Consider the following 18,064-nt stretch of genomic DNA (forward strand, 5'->3'; position numbering starts at 1 on the left):
TGGCTAAACCAAAGTAAAAGATAAATAAATATAAATACATAATGCGGCCCAAAGACCCGCAATAATATCGTCCAGCATGATGCCAAAACCACCCTCGACCCGACGGTCAATCACACGTATTGGCCAAGGTTTCCACACATCAAATAGTCGGAATAGGGCAAAACCCACAATTACCCAGACCCAGCTGATTTGATTGATAAAAATCAGGGGTAAAAAGGTAATCGATTGTCCTGCAAATTCATCCCAAACAATACGACCATCATCATGTACGCCCATAACCTGTGCAGTACGTCCACAGATATATATGCCAACGAGGGACATGATGGCAATGGCAAAAAGGCTTGGAATGAAACCAAGCGCGAACCAAATGGGAATGAACAGTAGGGCAAAGGCCGAACCAAAGGTACCGGGAGCTTTGGGTAGTAGACCTGAACCGAAGCCAACACCACAGCATACAATCAGTCGGTCAGTCCAAGACATGGCTTTGAAATTAATCGCGGGTTTTTGCAAAGTGTTGGTATCCATGAAAATGAAGTGAACGATCTACGCCATTCTGTTCAAAGCTTAAGCGGTTTTGATTGTTAATTTTGCCAATAATATGAATAGGGGTATTCAGCGGTTTTTGCAAAAGCTGCTGATAATTTTGTGGGCTTATTGTAAAGCATAACTCATAGTCATCGCCACCTGCCAAGGCATATTGCCACTGCTTTTGTTGTGGTAATTCGGTTAATGCAGCATCTATAGGCAGTTGGCTGAGTTCAATACAAGCACCGACCTGAGAGGCTTTGAGAATATGCCCTAAATCTTGTGCCAAGCCATCTGAAACATCAATCATGCTTGAAGCCAGACCTTTGAGTTGTTGTCCAAGTTGACAACGTGGTGTTGGGTAGTCGAGACGTTGTTTTAAAGGATGATCGAGATGATCTAAACCAAAAGCGGCATCACCGACTTGTCCGCTGACGCAAATATAATCACCGACTTGCGCGCCTGAACGTGGAATGGCATGTCCTTGTTCAATCCAGCCTAAGGCGGTAACGGAAATGGTGAGATGCGGGCTTTGTGTGGTATCTCCACCAATTAAACTTACCCCAAATTGATCGCAACAATCATGTAAACCCTGACTAAACCCTTTGAGCCAGTCGTGATCAATTTGGGGTAGGCTCAATGCCAATAATATACTGTGTGGGGTGGCACCCATGGCGGCAATGTCAGATAAATTGACCGCAACCGATTTCCAACCAATCGCATGTGGGTTGGTATCGAGGGGGAAATGTCGTCCAGCGACTAAAGTGTCGGCACAAATGACCAATTGTTGTTGCGGCGGAGGGGTGAGCAGAGCTGAGTCATCACCGACACCTAAATCGACTGCATCGGGACGCGGTCTGTTGAAATAGGTCTCAATAATGGAAAACTCAGCCATACAACAATCGACTCAATACTTTGAATTAGTTGCTTTGTTGCTTTTCTGCTGCACGTAAGCTGTTGGCAAGACGGTCTAATACACCATTGATGTATTTGTGGCTGTCTGCACCACCAAAGTGTTTTGCCAATTCAATCGCTTCATCCAATACCACACGGTATGGAATTTCCAGATGTTGTTCTAACTCATAAGCACCTAAACGTAAGGTGGCGAGTTCAACACCATCGAGGGCTTGAATGTCACGATCAAGAACAGGCACCAGTAATGCATCCAATGCTTCATGATTGGCAACCACTTGAGTCAACAATTCATGATAATAGCCGAGATCCACTTTGTGCATGGCATTTTCCACACGGGTACGTGCTTCAATTTCATGTACTGGATTGTGGCTCATCTGCCATTCATAAATACCTTGCACAGCAAAACGACGTGCTTTACGTTTTGCTGCATAAGTTGCTTGAAGTGTTTGCGACATAGCGTTAAATAGCCTTTAACAAGTTAACCATTTCAATTGCAGTTAAGGCAGCTTCACTTCCTTTATTACCTGCTTTTGTTCCAGAGCGTTCAATTGCTTGTTCAATACTATCCGTAGTCAATACACCGTTAATCACAGGTAAGCCAGTATCTAAACCAACCACACCTAAGCCTTTGGCACATTCGCCTGCAACAAAGTCAAAGTGTGGAGTGCTACCGCGAATCACTGCGCCGAGTGCAATAATGGCATCATAACCATTCGATGCAGCTAATTTTTTAGCCACAACAGGAAGTTCCCAAGCGCCTGGTGCATGAACAACGGTGATATTATCCTCTGATACGCCATGACGTTTCAATGTGTCAATTGCGCCATCAAGCAAATGCTCAACCACAAAACTATTGAAACGACCGACTAAAATCGCATAACGGCCTTCGCTAGCGAGATGTAATAAACCTTCAATACGGCGAATTGCCATAGCAACCTCGATTATTTCTCTGATGTTGGATCTGCGGTGATATATTCCACCACTTCTAAGTTAAAGCCTGATAAAGCATTGAAACGTAATGGTGAGCTGAGTAGCTTCATTTTTTCAACGCCTAAATCACGTAAAATTTGTGCACCCACGCCAATGGTTTGGTATTGCTGTGACAATGCAGCATTGGCTTTGCCTTGTTTCGGGGATTTAAGGCTGTCTAGGGCAGGGCCCAAGTCTTGCAATTGAGCTTGACCAATCCAGACCAAAACACCACGTTCACTGTTGGCAATTTCTTTTAAAGCACGGTCTAAATTCCAAGTTGCCGAACCATCTGCTTTTTTCAGCTTCAGCAAATCACGGGTTGGATTAAAACCATGCACACGTACTGTGGTAACGCCTTCTTTCGGCTCGCCTTTGACCAATGCCAAGTGAATGTCTGGGTTCCCCAGTTCACGGTAGCGATATAAGTCAAAAGTACCATATTCGGTGTCGATGCTTTGCTGATCCAAACGCTCTACAGTTTGTTCATTGGTCATGCGATAGTGGATTAAATCGGCAATAGTACCAATTTTTAACCCGTGCTTTTCAGCAAAAATTTCTAAATCTGGACGACGCGCCATCGTGCCGTCTTCATTGATGATTTCACAAATTACCGATGCAGGCTCTAAACCTGCCAAACGGGCAAGATCACAACCTGCTTCGGTATGTCCTGCACGGTGCAATACACCACCTGGCTGTGCCATGAGTGGGAAAATATGCCCAGGCTGAACAATATCGGCAGGCTTGGCATGTGCAGCGACAGCGGTTTGAATGGTATGCGCACGTTCTGCGGCAGAAATACCCGTGGTAATGCCTTCAGCAGCTTCAATCGACAAAGTAAAGTTCGTACCGTGTTGTGCACCATTGGCATCAACCATTAACGGTAGGTTTAATTGCTGGCAACGGTCACGACTTAAGGTTAAGCAAACAAGACCACGCGCGTGTGTGATCATGAAGTTGATATCTTCAGGGCGAACGTGGGTTGCGGCAATGACTAAATCACCTTCATTTTCACGATCTTCATCATCCATGAGGATGACCATTTTTCCTGCACGGATATCTGCTACAAGCTCTTCGACAGTATTGAGCGGCATCAACCTTCACCTTCTTATTTGTCTGAAACGACATTGAATGAGAGAGATGCATAGTCTAACGGTTTTTTACCTGTTTTGCCTATGCTTATCATTTTCATTGCGTGACTTATGGTTATACACAGTGTCATCAGGCTTGGAAAGAGGTGAAAAGGAGGATTTGCTGCGTTGCTGTAGATTGTTTAGGCAATTAAGATGAAATGCAAAATCTGTGAAAAATAAAACTGTAGAGGGCATAGGATATTATCGCCCTCATTCTCGCCTTCACTTGAGCCCAGTTGGGTTTTGGGAGAAGGCAAGAATCAGAGATGAGATAATTCATTAAATTCAGGTATAAGAGAATTTCTGTTTAGCGCTCACGTAAGGCTTCTTTGGCTTTGTTGAATGGTTTGATCAGATATTCCAACACCGTTTTTTCACCCGTTTTAATATCGACTGTTGCGACCATGCCCGGGGTATATCAAACGCTTGTCCTGCTTTGTTGCTGAGTTTGTCTGAATCGGTACGGATATAAACCCTTATCTTGGGATATTTTCTATTTCATATTACATCTTGTTTTGAGCGTTTTGGTTGTAAAATAAAACTGATTAAAAAATCCACAAAATGATCAACCTTTTTGACTGAGCGCTGAAAACATAAAAAATAAACGCTTTTCTGTGATTAATTGCACAATAAATGCAAAAAAGTCATGTCTTGCATATCCTTAATTGTCTTTGTGTGGTTAGAATATAACAACTGTGCCCAAGATCTCTCACGTCTGTTATGAATATATTAATCGTTGATGATCATCCGCTGTTTCGCCATGCCTTAATTCAGGCGGTTCGTTATAGCTTACCGCAAGCTCAAATTCATGAAACTGCTGCAGTTAATGAATTGTACGAACGTTTGGAAAATGGACCTGAGCCTGATCTTGTTTTATTGGACTTGAATTTACCAGGGGCATCGGGCTTTTCTGCATTGGTGCATGTGCGTGCGCAATATCCATCTATCCCAATTATTGTGGTGTCCGCTCACGAAGAAGCATCGATTATTCAACGTTCAATTGCGCATGGGGCGATGGGTTATATCCCAAAATCGGCACATCCGAGCCATATTGGTGAAGCAATTCGTCAAGTTTTAGAAGGTGAGATTTGGTTGCCGCCAAACTTGGCTGCGAATGTTAACTTTGACCCTCGCGCTGCAGATGAAACAGCTTTGGCTGAACGTATTCAGTCTTTAACACCACAGCAATTCCGTGTATTGATGATGGTGGCAGAAGGTTTGTTGAATAAGCAAATTGCCTATGAATTAGATGTTTCTGAAGCGACGATTAAAGCGCATGTGACCGCAATTTTCCGTAAATTGGGTGTGCAAAATCGTACTCAGGCGGTATTGGCAATCAATGCGTTAAATATTGAAGAAAAGAAAATGTAAGATGTGACTGATCTGTAAAAGATGAGTTTAAAACCGCTGTGTTGATCTGGAAGATTGAGCAGCGGTTTTTTTATTGGGTGGGTGGTTGGCTGATTATGACCTTTTTAAAAAGCTAATTCGCTTTAGGATGTGACATTTAGCGTTCAGGTTGTTGATGTGCTTAAAACCTAAAAGGAATATTGTCTTATTCCTTTAGCTGTATGGCATAAACATATTCAGGCTTTCATGTCGATAAAACTGACAAAAATCGACATGAGAGAGTTGTCATGTCGATGACATAAACATATTCAGGTTGTCATGTCGATAAAATGGGTAAAAATCAACATGAGCTGAATAGCTATCAGTCTAATGCAGGCGATATGCTTCTTTCAGATTCTTAGGCTTTGATTGTATCTGTACCCATAAATCCAATAGTGTGAAGTTGTCCGCAGCGGGAAAACCCGCCACTAATAAGAAATACATAGAAGGACGAATATATTTTAATAGTAATAGATGAATGGTGATTTGAATAAATCATACCTAAGTGAGTAGGGGGCTTCCCCCTATATGGGTTCAACTTTTAGAATTCACGATAACCAAGCCCGCCAGCCGTGATATGTGCTAGATTTCGATCATAGGTAATTATTTGGCTTTCTTTTCCGATGGTTTTATTTTTCTGACTTGAGCATCTGTAAGCATTGCAATGATTCCACAGAATTGGGGGTATAGTTTTGGGGGTAATTTATTATACCCCTAGTTATAACCCCAACTAGATCAAGCTTGCAATAGATAAAGTGGATTGCATTAAACATAAAAAAGGCCTAAACCCTTTAGATTCAAGCCCTTAAAACTACGGGATAATACCGTAAACAACTAATTTGGCGAAAGAGGGAATCATATTTTAAAAATAAGTTTATGATAAAAATAAAATAAATAATTATTCATTTTATTTAGTCCCCCAATCGTCCCCCATTTTATAAAAGTATTGATTTAAGACGCTATGGTAATAGTGAACCATTTAATAATTTGGTCGCTGCTGTATTGGAAGGATTTAAGCCGTATCAAACTGTTTTAGGAATCTAAGAAAATAAAAGAAGGGCATTCAGCCCTTCGTCTTTATTTTTTGCTGTCACACTCTAGATATATGAATTTTGGTGATACGAATTCAGATTCATAATAGACATAGTTGTATTTTTCAACTTGTTGTCCAAAAATAACTTTCCATTTTTTTTCATTCATGCCGTCTGCGTCTTGAAGATCCATTGGGTAGTTGAATTCATGAATACTTAACGAAATATTGGAGGTTGGTGCAACAATAATATAATTCCCATTTCGTAATTGAATGCAATCTTTCATTGAAAGCTGTTCATGTTCAATATCTGTCGCAGAATATACATTTAAAACATAATTGTTTGATAAATTACGTTGTACGCAAAAAAATAAAGCCAAAATTTTAGATTGATGATTTTCATGAAATTTTTCAATCATATTTGAAATTTGTTTCACAAGTCCTTGCTCTACAAACTCTTTATCACGCAACTCACATTTCTCCATATTAAACGTATAGATAAAGTGATGAAGATTAAAACGTTGTTGAGTTTTAAACAGCTTTTTCATCACAGGTACATTTGCTTTGCGTATTTCTTTGATTAACGTAATTCGTTTATCACGATCGTCAATTGCACTTTTACTGGTTGAATGGCTTTTCAATTCATATACGAATGCATCTACAATAGGTTTTATCTGCTCAACATAATGTTCATTGTGTAATAGCATTGGATTAATAGGTCCATTTGAAACGTAACCCAAGTTTGTATATGCCTGATTTACAGCCTTTACACTCTGACTGATGTTGAAAGCAGTATGTTGTAATAACGGAGTACTGATGGGGTGAATAGATTGCAAATAATAAAAAGCATCATCCGTATGTGGGCTATTACTAACATAGTATTGGATAACGGTTTGAGCATTTTTTTTGGTCTTTCTTTTGAAAGGCTGGTAGTTGGGATTGGTTATGATTTCTGAAACTTTTTGCATGATGGATAGGTTCAACTCACCCATACAAAAATAAGGTAGATTGGTGCTTTCTGTAGTATTCGTAGGTTGCATTAGCATGTTCATAGTGGTTTCGCATTTTTTTAAATAAGGGTGTTGATGCTCTCTGCCTTAGAGAGCAGGATTTGAAAATTTTGAATTAGACTGATATTGATCCTGCGTTGATATTACGAGGCCTTCCAGCTTTGCTTTTTTCAAGCTTGCGAGTGCTATAGCCAAAAGTACGATGGTTCTTAAGCGTTTTCTCAATGATGAATTGGTCAACTTTGGTTATGTAATCCACGACCATATACAGTGCGTTAATTTTTTCTTGGTCATCATGAACAAGTGTGCCAATTGCGAGTTTTCTGTAAGAACTCTTGTTGTGGTTACAACTATGGTAAGTACCCTTATTTAGAGTAATGTCATTCCATAATTTAGCGAGTTGATCTATAAAAAAAGTCTCTTTTTTATGGATATTACCATCCATGAAAAAGATAAAATGATAGTGATAGCCTTTTTTTATTCCGTATTCTAATTTCCAAATATAGCCGACAATGGCAGGTACATTGTCATTTAGTGTATGGAGTTTTTTTAAGAAAATGCTCATGTAGGTTTTCATTAGTTCAAGTGTGATGTTAAATTTTCGATCAATTGAAAAATCAATCCTGAGTACTAGTAATTTACTGAATTTACTAATTAATTTATTGATAAGCCGTTTGGATTTCTTCTTCTGATTTAGGCTTTTTTCTTTGCGTAGTTGCACTGCTTTTTTATAGTCTGCATCAGTCGATAATGCCTCAAAGAGATGTTGGTAGAACTCGTTTAAAATTTGAGCTTTGAGCTTGTAATGAGCTGTACTGATCGCTATTGGTTCGTTGTGAGCAAGTTGCCAAAAGTTTGTAGAAGTATCATTTACAATATGTGAAGGCAGATATTCCACGCAGATCTTACGAAATAGATCTGTCTCAGCACTTGTGTACGTGACATCATATATAAATCTTGGGTCAATTCTTTTAAACGTATTATGTATTGCCGAATGATCTATTAGATAAGATTGTTTTCTTTTTGGATGAGATCTATATACATCGTTATTTCCATACGTTGACATCTTTTTAATGAGTTGAATGACAGTATTTTTGTGTATTGCTTCATCATCATCAATAATTACAATATTCTCTTCATCTATTTCACATATAGAATATTTTTCATAATAATCATCATGATAGTCATTTAGATCTGTGTTCATATAATTCTCTTTTAGGTAAATTTTAAGTAAGTGAATCCCTACCAAGGCATTGGTAGCCTTGGTATGAGTCGTGATAAGTTTGATATAGGTTTTAGAAGAGTTGTACGATGGATAATGAATCTAATTAATGTAATATTTATCAATAGGATATATTGATTAATAAGTACTTATTAATTAAATATAAAATCCTAAATTATTGAAAAAAATAGAAACCATGATTCCAATAATCCATTCCATCTACTCTTCAGTAATATCGACTTTTGACTGCGAAAGTCGATTTGGAAAGTTAGCAGGTAAAACGCTGCTCAGATTTAAGCTCAAGCCACTGAATAAGTTCATGCTCAAACCAACCTACAGTGTTCAAACTAAGCTTGATAGGTTTTGGAAACGTTGGATCATAACGTTTCGATTTTTCATTTATTTTTTCATATATGACAGAACGGCTTACACCTGTAATTTCAATGACCTTTTTTAGTCGATAGATTGTAGGTGGTTGTAATGTATTAGATTGCATAAGATTTGACTCCGTGATTGAATAAGCCAAAATTAACAACGTATCTTTGGAAAAAAAACAGCGAATGTAATTCCAAACGGGGAAATATGAAAAAAAATTCAATAGAATTTCTTAAAACGGCATGTTTCATTCGTACCAAACAATTCATTGATCAGGAATTTGAGCGTTATGCATTCATGCATCGCTATCAGAAACAGTTAAATGACTTGAACGAATTAAATCAATTAATCGTAGAGAGAATGTCTCAAAAGATCGGTGCGGTTGGTAATTTTTTACCACATCATTCTGAAAGGAAAATTGAATCAGAAAAGTTTGTTGAAAATGAATTGAATCAAGAGACTCTAGAAAAAAAATTAGAAGAATCTAGTTTATATAATGATTTTCTAGCACAACATCCTGAAATGAAGTTTGTTGCAAATTTTATGAAATTTGATTCCAAAAAGTTTTTTGAGTTAGAGTTATTGGCTGTATTTTGGGGGGATACTCAATATGGATCTGATTTTAAATCACCCATTTTAGATTTTTTTCAGATTATTTCGAATCAGGAATTTAGAGACAGAGCCTTTCAAACTTTGAACTTTATTAGAGGTAATAAAGAATATAATCAATTATTTGAGAGCGCATTCTCACTCACAGATATTTATGATTTAGCTGCTTTAAGTTTTAGAATGCAATTTGATCCGCTCAAATTCTTAATGCCACTGTGTTTAGAGTTTCATACAACTTTTTCCCGATTACCTTTTCAGCATGAGTCACTAATTCATTATCATTCATTGATTAATTTTTTGACACCGTTGGATACATTGAGAAAAGATCAGAATAAAGTATGGGCACAACCAAAAAATAAATTAGCACAGCGTATTTTAAATGGTGAAGAAATTGATGAGAATACAGCCACTATTCCGGAAATAAAATTAACGTTTCAAGTTGTACTAGATAAAGGGCTCTCATTCTATGATGCAATGTATTTCTCTTTGCTTGATGTGCACAGTATTTTGGGGCGACAGCTTAGTGAAGGTAATTTAGAGCATATTCCATTCCAATTAGAACAACTCACCAATATGATTGAATTTTTATCGGACAAGACTACGAAAGTTCAAACACGACATCCAAAAGAAAAATCCCTAATCGTAAGCTTTCAAAGTTTAATCTTGCACTATTTTAACTTTTTCAAAGAAATGGAATATCGCGCGCATAAAAAGGTAACAATTCCCAATAGTTTTAACCAATTTTTATATGACTTACTTAATTTGAAAGAGCACAAAAATTACTATCACTATAAATTGAATCCAACAAACTATAGGAATGATAGCGACAAGATTGATATCTTATATTCAACTCATATGGAAGATCTTTCTTTTTCATATGATCCAATAAAGAAGGCTTTAAAGAATAGAATAAAACAAGTTGATTATCCTCAGATTCTCAGACAACCAAATTTGCAAACCGAAGTGATTAATCTATCTTCGCTTATAAAAAGTGAAAAAGATTTTACTTTTGTTGAACGATAGTTATGATTAAAAAGTAGCTTCTAACAAAGAGCACTTAATCATTAAAAGTGCTCTCGTTATTGGTACTGTTCTAAGATCAAAACGTAATACTCAAACTCCCTTGATCAGTAATGAGTTCAGCTTCAAGGACTTGATCGCCTTTACATTTTAGTAAATATTTGACAGTTTGACTGTAGTTCAATGTGACAGGTAATTTGCTATAAAAGTCACCTGTGCTAAAACCACATCGACCACGGTTAATCTTTAAACCTTGTAGAGTAAAAGGTTGTTCATTGGTCGATTGGATTTCAATGAAGTAATCTATCGCCCCAGGCACATTGAAGGCAGATTGTGATTCCTGAGCGGTGATACGACCTCGTGCACTGATAGCACTCGTTTCAATAGAGGTCTCTTCATCAGGTGGTGTGTCATCGACATTTTGAGTCTGATTCGGATTAAGATCAGATTCCATCATGGCTTTCAGCATATCAGGGTACTTATTCCAACCATTGACATAAGACTCAGCTTCCTTGACCTCCGCAGGCAAATAAACATGACCATTGTCAATAATCATCTGCATTTCATTGAGTTTGGTTTTAACTGCTTCCTCGTTATAGGGAGCAAAAATAGACTTAGTATGCTGAGCATCCGTATTGGTAGACTCACCTGAAGTATCCGTTTTTGCAGATTGATTACCTTGACTACATGCCATTAATAAGGAACACAGGGCAATGATAGAAAATAAATTTTTCATGATTGAACCCTTTATAGTTTAGGACGAATAACAACGAACCAAATGAATAATAGGATCAAGATACCACCTACAATTTTACCGATGACTGGAAACATTACTGCAGGCCACACTAAACCTTGCCCCAAATTGTAAGTAAATGGCTTGTAGTTATACTGTCCCCAAAAGTGTTGATAGATGGCAAAGAAAAAGCCAATCACGAAATAGGCACTAATCAGACCTGTTTTAATATTTGAATTCATTTACTTTCCCCCAATAGCATATTTTGCCAATGCAATAAAAATTCCCATCACGATCATGAACCCAATGAAGGGTAGACCTAATACACAAATCACGGCGATGACGCAGATGATGCCTGCAAGTGTTCTCATGGCTATTCCTTCATGCACTGATAGGAAACGTTTACCATATCCATCTGAAAGGATTCAGTTTGTTGAAGGGTGTACAGATTGTTTTTCAGTCCATCCTCTCCATATTTATCTTCAAGTTTGTCGTAGATACATGAACAGGTACTGCCATCAATGCCACCTGTTTTACAACCACTGATAAATTGACGTTCTGTTTTACTGGCACAACCTGAAGCCATTAATGCAACAGAGATGAGTACAAGTGAAGTTTGAATTTTCATCATTTCCCCTAATTTTTTATTGTGTTATTTGATGTGTAATAAATTTTGCTGAATGGACTAAAGTGTAGATGCAACAAAACCGTCTAAGGCTAGATAGCGTTCAGATCATTCAAATAAGCAAAAATTTATGAATGCTGCTAATGCAACAGAGGAATAGAAAATCGTTTTAGGGAAAATAATAAAGATAGAAAGTGCTGAGTCATGGCGACTACTCCTTAGGTTTAAGAAGTTCTACCAATTACTGTCAAATAATGGTGGCAGAACGAAAGAGGGTTGACAGACTGAACCTAAGAATCAGCACACCCGAAGGTGTCCCCCTCCCGTTCTACCGCAGAGGGAGCACGAGTACTCACACCAAAAGAAGGGATCTTTTAGTGCACTTAGGAAACGGTCTGTCAAAACCGACTGACGATGTAGGTCAGCAGTCGAATGATAAATTTAAGGGTGGGTTTAGTCAATCAAGCAATATTGGAAAAACAAGTAAAATCAAAGATTGAAGCGTATGAAAAAAAGTTTTTGGTAAAATTCTAAGATGGATATAGATCTATATTAAATCATTTTAATTGCTATAGAATTGGTACTCATACTTTATGATCATTAAAATGTATATATTTACGTAACGGGGAAAAAATGAAGGGTGAAGCAAAACAATTTCTGAAATTTATTGATGGCTCGGATAAAAGATTTATCATTCCTGTTTACCAGCGTAACTATAGTTGGCAGAACAAACATTGTGCTCAGTTACTTAATGATTTAAAAGGGTTAATTAAAAAGCCTGATGCCCCTCATTTTTTTGGTAGTATTGTTTCAAGCCATATGCAAGGCGGCAAAAGAGAAGATTTTTTAATTATTGATGGGCAACAACGTTTAACGACCATATCAATTTTGTTGATTGCTATTGTGGATTTATTGAAGCATAAAAAAGTTATTCCTAAAGATGATCGTTTAATTGAGAAAATCACCAAAAAACATTTAGTCGATGAGTATCAAGAAGATCAGCGGAAAATAAGATTGAAGCCAATCAAGGATGACTGTAAAGCTTTTGATGCATTGTTTGGTGATGAATCAGATTTTGTTGATGGTTCTAATGTAACGTCAAATTTTAGATATTTTCGAGACAGAATACTGAATGAAAATATCGACATTGATGATTTGTATGATGCCATTTCACGACTACAAACAATTGATATTTTTTTAGAAAAGGATGATGACCCCCAGCTTATATTTGAAAGCTTGAACTCAACGGGACTTGAACTTGAGGAAGGCGATAAAATCCGAAATTTTATTTTAATGGGGCTTTCTTCTGAATTACAAGAAAAATATTATGAAGCTTTTTGGAACAAAATTGAAAAAAATACTCATTTTAAGGTTAGTGATTTTTTCAAAGATTACTTAACCTTAAAATTAAATCGCACAGTCGTTATTAAAGATATCTATTTTACTTTCAAAGATTATGTGAAAAAAAATAATGATGATATTGAAGCTTTATTACAAGATTTACTGGAGTATTCAAAGTTTTATGCAATCATTTTGAATCCGACGCAATATCAAAACAGTTTTACCGCTGTGTTGGTGCGGCTGAGTCAGTTAGAGTTTACCGTTATATTTCCAGTCGTATTGGCAATTCTAAAACGTTGGAATGAAAAAAATCTTACTGATCAAGAGGTCACTGAACTTTTAAGAGTAACGGAAATATTTTTATTTAGACGTTTGATTGTTGGTTTAGCCACTAATGCTTTGTCTAAAATTTTTGCAACTTTAGATAAAGATGTGACTAAGAAAGCACAATCTAGCCAATTGGCATCCTATGCTGAAATTTATAAATATGTGCTGTTAAATAAAGAGGAATCAAGTCGTTTTCCTAATGATGAGGAATTTGAGCAAGCTCTTTTTAGCCGTAACATTTATGCCATGAGTTCGAAAAATAAAGCATATTTATTTAGTTTTCTAGAAAATGAGGAAAGCAAAGAACAAATTAATGTAATTGAAAGAATTAAAGATGGAACATACACCATAGAGCATATCATGCCCCAAACGCTTTCTCCTGTTTGGCAAAAAGAATTGGGTGAAAAATCACAGCAGATTCACGAGCAATGGTTGCATACTCTGCCAAATTTGACATTAACTGGTTATAACAGCAAATATAGTAATCGACCTTTTAAAGATAAATTAGACGTTGAAAATGGATTTAAAGACAGTAATTTGCGTTTGAATCAATATGTAAGAGAATGTCTAAAATGGACGGAAGATGAGCTGGTTGAAAGACAAAGCCGCCTATCAAAGAAATCGCTTAAATTATGGTATTACCCAACAACAAGTTATGCTCCACCTGTAGAGGAAACGAATGAATATTTACTGGAAGATGACTTTGATTTTACAGGATACACTTTAGTATCTTATACCTTGTATGATGTTGAATCTAAAGTACAATCATGGAAAGAAATGCAGATAGATGTCGTAAAATATTTATTAGAACAACACACAACGAAAATTATGAGTTTATGTGCTGATCAAAAGTTTTATGATCTTTCCTTGCTTGAAACGACAAATAATTTTACTGAAATCAGTAGGTCGGTTTTCTTATACACAAATTGTTCAACGAGAACCAAAATAAATATTCTTAAAAAAATATTTGAGCAGTGTGATGTTGAGCAATCTGAATTAAGTTTTTTAATAAAAAAGGATAGTAATGTTTAAAATTTTGAATGATTCCAAATAATTTAAGATACATAACATCCTAATGAGAATCATGAAGCTCTTTTGAGATCACATGAAAATATGAAAACAAAGCCTGCCATCGAGCAGGCTTTTTTATGCCCAAAATTTAGGAGTCGAGTCATGAGCTTGAATTGTCCCTTTTGTCATTCAACTGACATCATGATTGTTGAAGCAAATGCACAACAAGCAAATTCAACATTATCAAATCTTGCATCACCCGCAGCTTTAGGGGCCTTAGGCACAACTGTTGCGAAGTCTTTGAATTTGCCTCCCATCGTTGGAGGAATTGCAGGAACTGTACTTGGTGGTTTGTTTAATTCATTTACAGAGCAAAGCACACCTCCGCAGCAAAGCTTGTGCTTCTGCCATAACTGCTACCAAAAGTTCCCCACTCAATATCTGAATTAAAAATAGATCCAATTTTTCAATATGATTTTAAAAAGGAATAAAACTATGGCACATCAACTTGAACAAATGGCTTATGTCGGTGAAACCCCTTGGCATGGACTAGGGAATCAACTAAGTCAAAACCAACCGATTGAAATCTGGGCACAGCAGGCAGGCATGGACTGGCGTATCGAGTCATCTAATGTCAGTTATATGGCACAGAATGAACGTGGGCAAAGCATTATCATGCCCTATGAAGAACAGCGCGTGCTGTACCGTTCTGATACTCATGCACCCTTGTCAGTGGTCAGTCAACGTTTTCAAGAAGTCCAACCTCGTGAGATCTTAGAGTTCTATCGTGATCTAACTGAACAGTCAGGCTTTGAATTGGAAACCGCAGGCGTGCTTAAAGGTGGTAAGAAGTTCTGGGCGCTGGCACGTACAGGTCAATCTACTGCACTTAAAGGCAAGGATGTCAGTAATGGCTACATTCTGTTGGCAACCGCTTGTGATGGCACCTTGGCAACTACGGCACAATTCACTTCCATTCGTGTTGTCTGCAACAACACCTTGGCGATTGCTTTACGTGGTCAGAACAGTAATGCAGGTGTGGTTAAAGTTCCGCATAGCACCAAGTTTGATGCAGATAAGGTCAAACAGCAATTGGGCATTTCAGTACGTGCATGGGATGAACACATGTACGAAATGAGGCAGCTCAGTCAGCGTAGAGTCACCCAAGGAGAAGCAGCAGCTTTCTTTGATGCAGTGTTCAACAATACCAGCATGAGTGTGGCAGATCAGGAGGACAATATTATTCAGTTTTACCGTGATGTTGCGACTCAGGCGGCACATGCAAATACCAAGGAAAAAGCTGAACCTAATGCCAAGGCGATGACTAAAGCAATGGATATGTTTAATGGTCAGGGACGTGGTGCTGAGTTGAGTTCTGCTAAAGGAACAGCCTATGGATTACTGTGTTCAGTTACAGAATTTATTGATCATGAAAGACGTGCCATGAGTACAGATCATCGACTCGATTCAGCTTGGTTTGGTGCAGGAGCAGCGATCAAGCAACGTGGACTCGAACAGGCTTTGCGTATGGTGTCATAGCGTAGAAATTTGAGTTTCTTGCAATGGAAAGTTAGACCTAACCAAGCATTTTTAAATGGAATTTCGAATTTTAAAAATTATTAAAACCACATCTTCGGGTGTGGTTTTTTATGCCCTTTATTTGCCACTATCCATATAAAATGAGGAAGCAAGCTATGAATACAGCAATATTAAACCCATCCATTCAACAAGCCAGTAAACCCTTTAACGCCCCAAAACTGTTTACAGCAAAACGCTTGGTGAATACCAAAAATATGACTCAATCTGACTGGCTTGAAGTCAGACGACAAGGTATTGGCAGTAGTGATTGTGCAGCAGCCTGTGGATTGAATCCCTATATGTCGATGCTCGAACTTTGGATGATCAAGACAGGGCGAGTCAAACAATCGATTGAAGATGAAAGTTCAGGACATGCACCACTCTATTGGGGTAAGCAGCTAGAACCATTGGTGGCTGAGTACTACAGCATGCACACCAATAACAAGGTACGCAGAATCAATGCAGTGCTTCAGCATCCAGATCCTGATAAGCATTTTATGCTTGCCAATCTGGATTACTCCGTTGTGGGTAGTGATGAAGTTCAAATTCTGGAATGCAAAACAGCAGGAGAGTACGGTGCAAAACTTTGGCGAGATGGTGTGCCTTTATATGTCTTGTGTCAGGTACAACATCAATTGGCAGTGACAGGCAAACGCGCAGCACATGTTTGTGTGTTGATCTGTGGTCATGAAACCAAAATCTTCAAAGTGACGCGCTCCGAATCTGTGATCCAGCATATCATCAATGCAGAACGTTACTTCTGGGAGTGTGTGGAAAAAGACACACCACCTGATGTAGATGCCAGTGAATCGGCAGCCAAAGCCATACAGCAGCTTTATCCACAACATATTCCGTTGACTTTTGAAGACTTGAGTCATAACGAACAAGCCAATCAATTGTTTGCTCAACTGATTCAAGAAAAGCATCACATTGAGCTGCATCAAAATAACTTTGATGAAACTAAGCATCAAATCCAGATGTTGATGAAGGATGCTGAACGAGCAACCTTTGCCAATGGTTCGGTGACGTGGAAGAAATCCAAAGATTCAATCAGTTTAGACAGCAAAGCCTTACTCAAACTTCACCCAGAAATGCTTGAGCAGTTTCCGCAAAACAAAGCAGGAACACGACGCTTTCAGATCTATACCAATGACTGAATTCATCACGTCGATATTTCCAGTCTTCAAAAAAGCGCAAAAAACCACCCCCGACCTACCGACTCCCGAAGGAGCGGTAGGCCAACAATGGCGGTCTTTGCATTTCATCTGATCTTTAAACGGTTTTGTATTTGCTTACATAACAAAGGGTCAACAGTAAAATTTTATTTAGAGGAAAACTATCATGATTAAAGGTTTAGCAATTACACCACCAATTTTAGGACGAATCAGCATAGGTCGTGTGGTGGAAAAGAATGGCAAGCGTCTGCCAGAGAAAGATGACCAGTTTACGATTACCAGTCAGATCCAAAGCAAAGAAGGCTGGATTAAACATCCCCTAGATGAACAGCTACGTGCAAACGCAACGAATGGGAAGTTGAGATCCATTCCCGTGCGGATGATCTTTAATGATCCCGAACTCAATCTTCGAGCTGAATACAGTTTATTTGATCGACAGACGGGCAGACCTGTTTGTGTGGGTAATGGTGACACATGCCAACGTATTACTCATCAAGGGGTTGAACAACATCCATGTCCATCACCTGATTTGTGTGCTTTAGCGCAAGGTGGCAACTGTAAACCTTATGGTCGTTTACATGTGAATCTGGATGACTCGGATGAGCTGGGTACATTTATCTTTAGAACCACAGGCTTTAATAGTATCCGAACATTAGCAGCACGTTTGAGTTACTACCATGCAGCATCGGGTGGCTTGTTGTCGTGCTTGCCATTGCAGCTCACACTACGGGGCAAGAGCACTACACAGAGCTATCGTCAGCCTGTGTACTACGTGGATCTGACTCTGCGTGATGGGAGTAGTTTGAATGATGCGATTGCCCAAGCTAAACAGATTGATGAACAGAGCAAGCATGCTGGGTTTTATCAAGAGGCATTGGATCACGTCGCAAGACAGGGCTTTGCGAATGCCCGATTTGAAGCGGATATGGAGGAGGGCTTGAGTGTGGTGGATGAGTTTTACAGTGACCAGCAAAATGTTGTTGAAGTGCAGCCTGATTCTATTGCTCTAACAACGGATTTTATAAATATTAAACAGGGGCTTAGAAAAACTGTTAAGGCTGAAGTTTGAAGCAAGTC

Annotated in this window: 19 protein-coding genes and 2 pseudogenes; 8 read left to right on the forward strand and 13 right to left on the reverse strand. The window is 38.2% G+C overall.

Annotation, left to right across the window (positions count from 1 at the left end):
- Nucleotides 1-3: 3 nt before the first annotated feature.
- The 6 genes and pseudogenes from FTT91_RS08695 to FTT91_RS08720 form a co-directional block, all read right to left on the reverse strand.
- Entirely contained in the window at nt 4-525 is a 522-nt protein-coding gene (locus FTT91_RS08695) for a phosphatidylglycerophosphatase A (protein ID WP_096902633.1), read from the reverse strand.
- The gene (gene thiL, locus FTT91_RS08700) at nt 491-1,420 is read right to left on the reverse strand and encodes a thiamine-phosphate kinase (protein ID WP_004974348.1); all 930 of its coding nucleotides are present in this window, start codon (nt 1,418-1,420) and stop codon (nt 491-493) included. Before thiL ends, FTT91_RS08695 begins: the two co-directional genes overlap by 35 nt.
- 25 nt (nt 1,421-1,445) lie before the next feature.
- Nucleotides 1,446-1,895: a transcription antitermination factor NusB gene (nusB, locus tag FTT91_RS08705; RefSeq protein WP_004974349.1), complete on the reverse strand. Its 450-nt coding sequence runs from the start codon at nt 1,893-1,895 to the stop codon at nt 1,446-1,448.
- 4 nt (nt 1,896-1,899) lie between these two features.
- The gene (gene ribE / locus FTT91_RS08710; RefSeq protein ID WP_004974350.1) at nt 1,900-2,370 is read right to left on the reverse strand and encodes a 6,7-dimethyl-8-ribityllumazine synthase; all 471 of its coding nucleotides are present in this window, start codon (nt 2,368-2,370) and stop codon (nt 1,900-1,902) included.
- Between the two features lie 11 nt (nt 2,371-2,381).
- Nucleotides 2,382-3,503 (reverse strand): bifunctional 3,4-dihydroxy-2-butanone-4-phosphate synthase/GTP cyclohydrolase II, encoded by a 1,122-nt coding sequence (gene ribBA, locus FTT91_RS08715; RefSeq protein WP_096902634.1) that lies wholly within the window; start codon nt 3,501-3,503, stop codon nt 2,382-2,384.
- 346 nt (nt 3,504-3,849) lie between these two features.
- Nucleotides 3,850-4,019, reverse strand: a pseudogene (locus FTT91_RS08720) (secretion protein HlyD); the annotation flags it as partial.
- 243 nt (nt 4,020-4,262) lie between these two features.
- Here FTT91_RS08720 and FTT91_RS08725 point away from each other — a divergent pair.
- Together FTT91_RS08725 and FTT91_RS14890 are read left to right on the forward strand one after the other, a co-directional pair.
- Nucleotides 4,263-4,913, forward strand: a complete 651-nt coding sequence (locus FTT91_RS08725; protein WP_004974358.1) for a response regulator transcription factor — start codon at nt 4,263-4,265, stop codon at nt 4,911-4,913.
- A gap of 978 nt (nt 4,914-5,891) precedes the next feature.
- Nucleotides 5,892-5,975 (forward strand): annotated as a pseudogene (locus tag FTT91_RS14890) (Fic family protein); the annotation flags it as partial.
- A 33-nt stretch (nt 5,976-6,008) separates the two neighbouring features.
- On the opposite strand, the gene FTT91_RS08730 reads toward FTT91_RS14890, so the two are convergent.
- The 3 genes from FTT91_RS08730 to FTT91_RS08740 form a co-directional block, all read right to left on the reverse strand.
- A complete protein-coding gene (locus tag FTT91_RS08730; RefSeq protein ID WP_180169272.1) occupies nt 6,009-7,013 on the reverse strand; it encodes a hypothetical protein in 1,005 nt (334 codons plus the stop codon).
- Between the two features lie 73 nt (nt 7,014-7,086).
- Complete coding sequence (locus tag FTT91_RS08735) at nt 7,087-8,175, reverse strand: inovirus-type Gp2 protein (RefSeq protein WP_180169273.1); 1,089 nt, start codon at nt 8,173-8,175, stop codon at nt 7,087-7,089.
- A gap of 286 nt (nt 8,176-8,461) precedes the next feature.
- The gene (locus tag FTT91_RS08740) at nt 8,462-8,689 is read right to left on the reverse strand and encodes an AlpA family transcriptional regulator (protein WP_180169274.1); all 228 of its coding nucleotides are present in this window, start codon (nt 8,687-8,689) and stop codon (nt 8,462-8,464) included.
- Between the two features lie 86 nt (nt 8,690-8,775).
- Here FTT91_RS08740 and FTT91_RS08745 point away from each other — a divergent pair, with 86 nt between their 5' ends.
- Nucleotides 8,776-10,200 carry a hypothetical protein gene (locus FTT91_RS08745; protein WP_180169275.1) on the forward strand — a complete coding sequence of 475 codons (1,425 nt, stop codon included), beginning with the start codon at nt 8,776-8,778 and terminating at the stop codon, nt 10,198-10,200.
- 76 nt (nt 10,201-10,276) lie between these two features.
- Here FTT91_RS08745 and FTT91_RS08750 read toward each other — a convergent pair whose 3' ends face one another.
- Genes FTT91_RS08750 through FTT91_RS08760 form a run of 4 tightly spaced genes read right to left on the reverse strand, consistent with a single transcriptional unit; the run spans nt 10,277 to nt 11,558 of the window.
- On the reverse strand, nt 10,277-10,933 hold the full coding sequence (locus tag FTT91_RS08750; protein WP_180169276.1) for a hypothetical protein: 657 nt from the start codon (nt 10,931-10,933) through the stop codon (nt 10,277-10,279).
- A gap of 11 nt (nt 10,934-10,944) precedes the next feature.
- Nucleotides 10,945-11,172 (reverse strand): hypothetical protein, encoded by a 228-nt coding sequence (locus FTT91_RS08755; protein ID WP_086222411.1) that lies wholly within the window; start codon nt 11,170-11,172, stop codon nt 10,945-10,947.
- Nucleotides 11,173-11,301 (reverse strand): hypothetical protein, encoded by a 129-nt coding sequence (locus tag FTT91_RS14775; protein ID WP_002062302.1) that lies wholly within the window; start codon nt 11,299-11,301, stop codon nt 11,173-11,175.
- 2 nt (nt 11,302-11,303) lie between these two features.
- A complete protein-coding gene (locus FTT91_RS08760; protein WP_032880187.1) occupies nt 11,304-11,558 on the reverse strand; it encodes a hypothetical protein in 255 nt (84 codons plus the stop codon).
- Nucleotides 11,559-12,188: 630 nt separating this feature from the next.
- On the opposite strand from FTT91_RS08760, the gene FTT91_RS08765 reads away from it, so the two are divergent.
- From FTT91_RS08765 to FTT91_RS08785, 5 genes are all read left to right on the forward strand, one after another.
- Complete coding sequence (locus FTT91_RS08765) at nt 12,189-14,255, forward strand: DUF262 domain-containing protein (protein WP_180169277.1); 2,067 nt, start codon at nt 12,189-12,191, stop codon at nt 14,253-14,255.
- A 141-nt stretch (nt 14,256-14,396) separates the two neighbouring features.
- Nucleotides 14,397-14,684: a hypothetical protein gene (locus FTT91_RS08770; protein WP_180169278.1), complete on the forward strand. Its 288-nt coding sequence runs from the start codon at nt 14,397-14,399 to the stop codon at nt 14,682-14,684.
- A gap of 45 nt (nt 14,685-14,729) precedes the next feature.
- Nucleotides 14,730-15,773, forward strand: a complete 1,044-nt coding sequence (locus FTT91_RS08775) for a DUF932 domain-containing protein (RefSeq protein ID WP_180169279.1) — start codon at nt 14,730-14,732, stop codon at nt 15,771-15,773.
- Nucleotides 15,774-15,928: 155 nt separating this feature from the next.
- Entirely contained in the window at nt 15,929-16,969 is a 1,041-nt protein-coding gene (locus FTT91_RS08780; protein WP_180037898.1) for a YqaJ viral recombinase family protein, read from the forward strand.
- A 184-nt stretch (nt 16,970-17,153) separates the two neighbouring features.
- Nucleotides 17,154-18,056 carry a hydrolase or metal-binding protein gene (locus tag FTT91_RS08785; RefSeq protein WP_180037897.1) on the forward strand — a complete coding sequence of 301 codons (903 nt, stop codon included), beginning with the start codon at nt 17,154-17,156 and terminating at the stop codon, nt 18,054-18,056.
- Nucleotides 18,057-18,064 lie beyond the last annotated feature (8 nt).

This window comes from Acinetobacter sp. YH12021, from assembly GCF_013420145.1.
Lineage (GTDB): Bacteria > Pseudomonadota > Gammaproteobacteria > Pseudomonadales > Moraxellaceae > Acinetobacter > Acinetobacter towneri.

Excerpts from the sequence above, each read along its gene's own strand:
- FTT91_RS08695 (WP_096902633.1), bottom strand. The coding sequence starts at position 525 with ATGGATACCAACACTTTGCAAAAACCCGCGATTAATTTCAAAGCCATG.
- thiL (WP_004974348.1), bottom strand. The coding sequence starts at position 1,420 with ATGGCTGAGTTTTCCATTATTGAGACCTATTTCAACAGACCGCGTCCC.
- nusB (WP_004974349.1), bottom strand. The coding sequence starts at position 1,895 with ATGTCGCAAACACTTCAAGCAACTTATGCAGCAAAACGTAAAGCACGT.
- ribE (WP_004974350.1), bottom strand. The coding sequence starts at position 2,370 with ATGGCAATTCGCCGTATTGAAGGTTTATTACATCTCGCTAGCGAAGGC.
- ribBA (WP_096902634.1), bottom strand. The coding sequence starts at position 3,503 with ATGCCGCTCAATACTGTCGAAGAGCTTGTAGCAGATATCCGTGCAGGA.
- FTT91_RS08725 (WP_004974358.1), top strand. The coding sequence starts at position 4,263 with ATGAATATATTAATCGTTGATGATCATCCGCTGTTTCGCCATGCCTTA.
- FTT91_RS08730 (WP_180169272.1), bottom strand. The coding sequence starts at position 7,013 with ATGAACATGCTAATGCAACCTACGAATACTACAGAAAGCACCAATCTA.
- FTT91_RS08735 (WP_180169273.1), bottom strand. The coding sequence starts at position 8,175 with ATGAACACAGATCTAAATGACTATCATGATGATTATTATGAAAAATAT.
- FTT91_RS08740 (WP_180169274.1), bottom strand. The coding sequence starts at position 8,689 with ATGCAATCTAATACATTACAACCACCTACAATCTATCGACTAAAAAAG.
- FTT91_RS08745 (WP_180169275.1), top strand. The coding sequence starts at position 8,776 with ATGAAAAAAAATTCAATAGAATTTCTTAAAACGGCATGTTTCATTCGT.
- FTT91_RS08750 (WP_180169276.1), bottom strand. The coding sequence starts at position 10,933 with ATGAAAAATTTATTTTCTATCATTGCCCTGTGTTCCTTATTAATGGCA.
- FTT91_RS08755 (WP_086222411.1), bottom strand. The coding sequence starts at position 11,172 with ATGAATTCAAATATTAAAACAGGTCTGATTAGTGCCTATTTCGTGATT.
- FTT91_RS14775 (WP_002062302.1), bottom strand. The coding sequence starts at position 11,301 with ATGAGAACACTTGCAGGCATCATCTGCGTCATCGCCGTGATTTGTGTA.
- FTT91_RS08760 (WP_032880187.1), bottom strand. The coding sequence starts at position 11,558 with ATGAAAATTCAAACTTCACTTGTACTCATCTCTGTTGCATTAATGGCT.
- FTT91_RS08765 (WP_180169277.1), top strand. The coding sequence starts at position 12,189 with ATGAAGGGTGAAGCAAAACAATTTCTGAAATTTATTGATGGCTCGGAT.
- FTT91_RS08770 (WP_180169278.1), top strand. The coding sequence starts at position 14,397 with ATGAGCTTGAATTGTCCCTTTTGTCATTCAACTGACATCATGATTGTT.
- FTT91_RS08775 (WP_180169279.1), top strand. The coding sequence starts at position 14,730 with ATGGCACATCAACTTGAACAAATGGCTTATGTCGGTGAAACCCCTTGG.
- FTT91_RS08780 (WP_180037898.1), top strand. The coding sequence starts at position 15,929 with ATGAATACAGCAATATTAAACCCATCCATTCAACAAGCCAGTAAACCC.
- FTT91_RS08785 (WP_180037897.1), top strand. The coding sequence starts at position 17,154 with ATGATTAAAGGTTTAGCAATTACACCACCAATTTTAGGACGAATCAGC.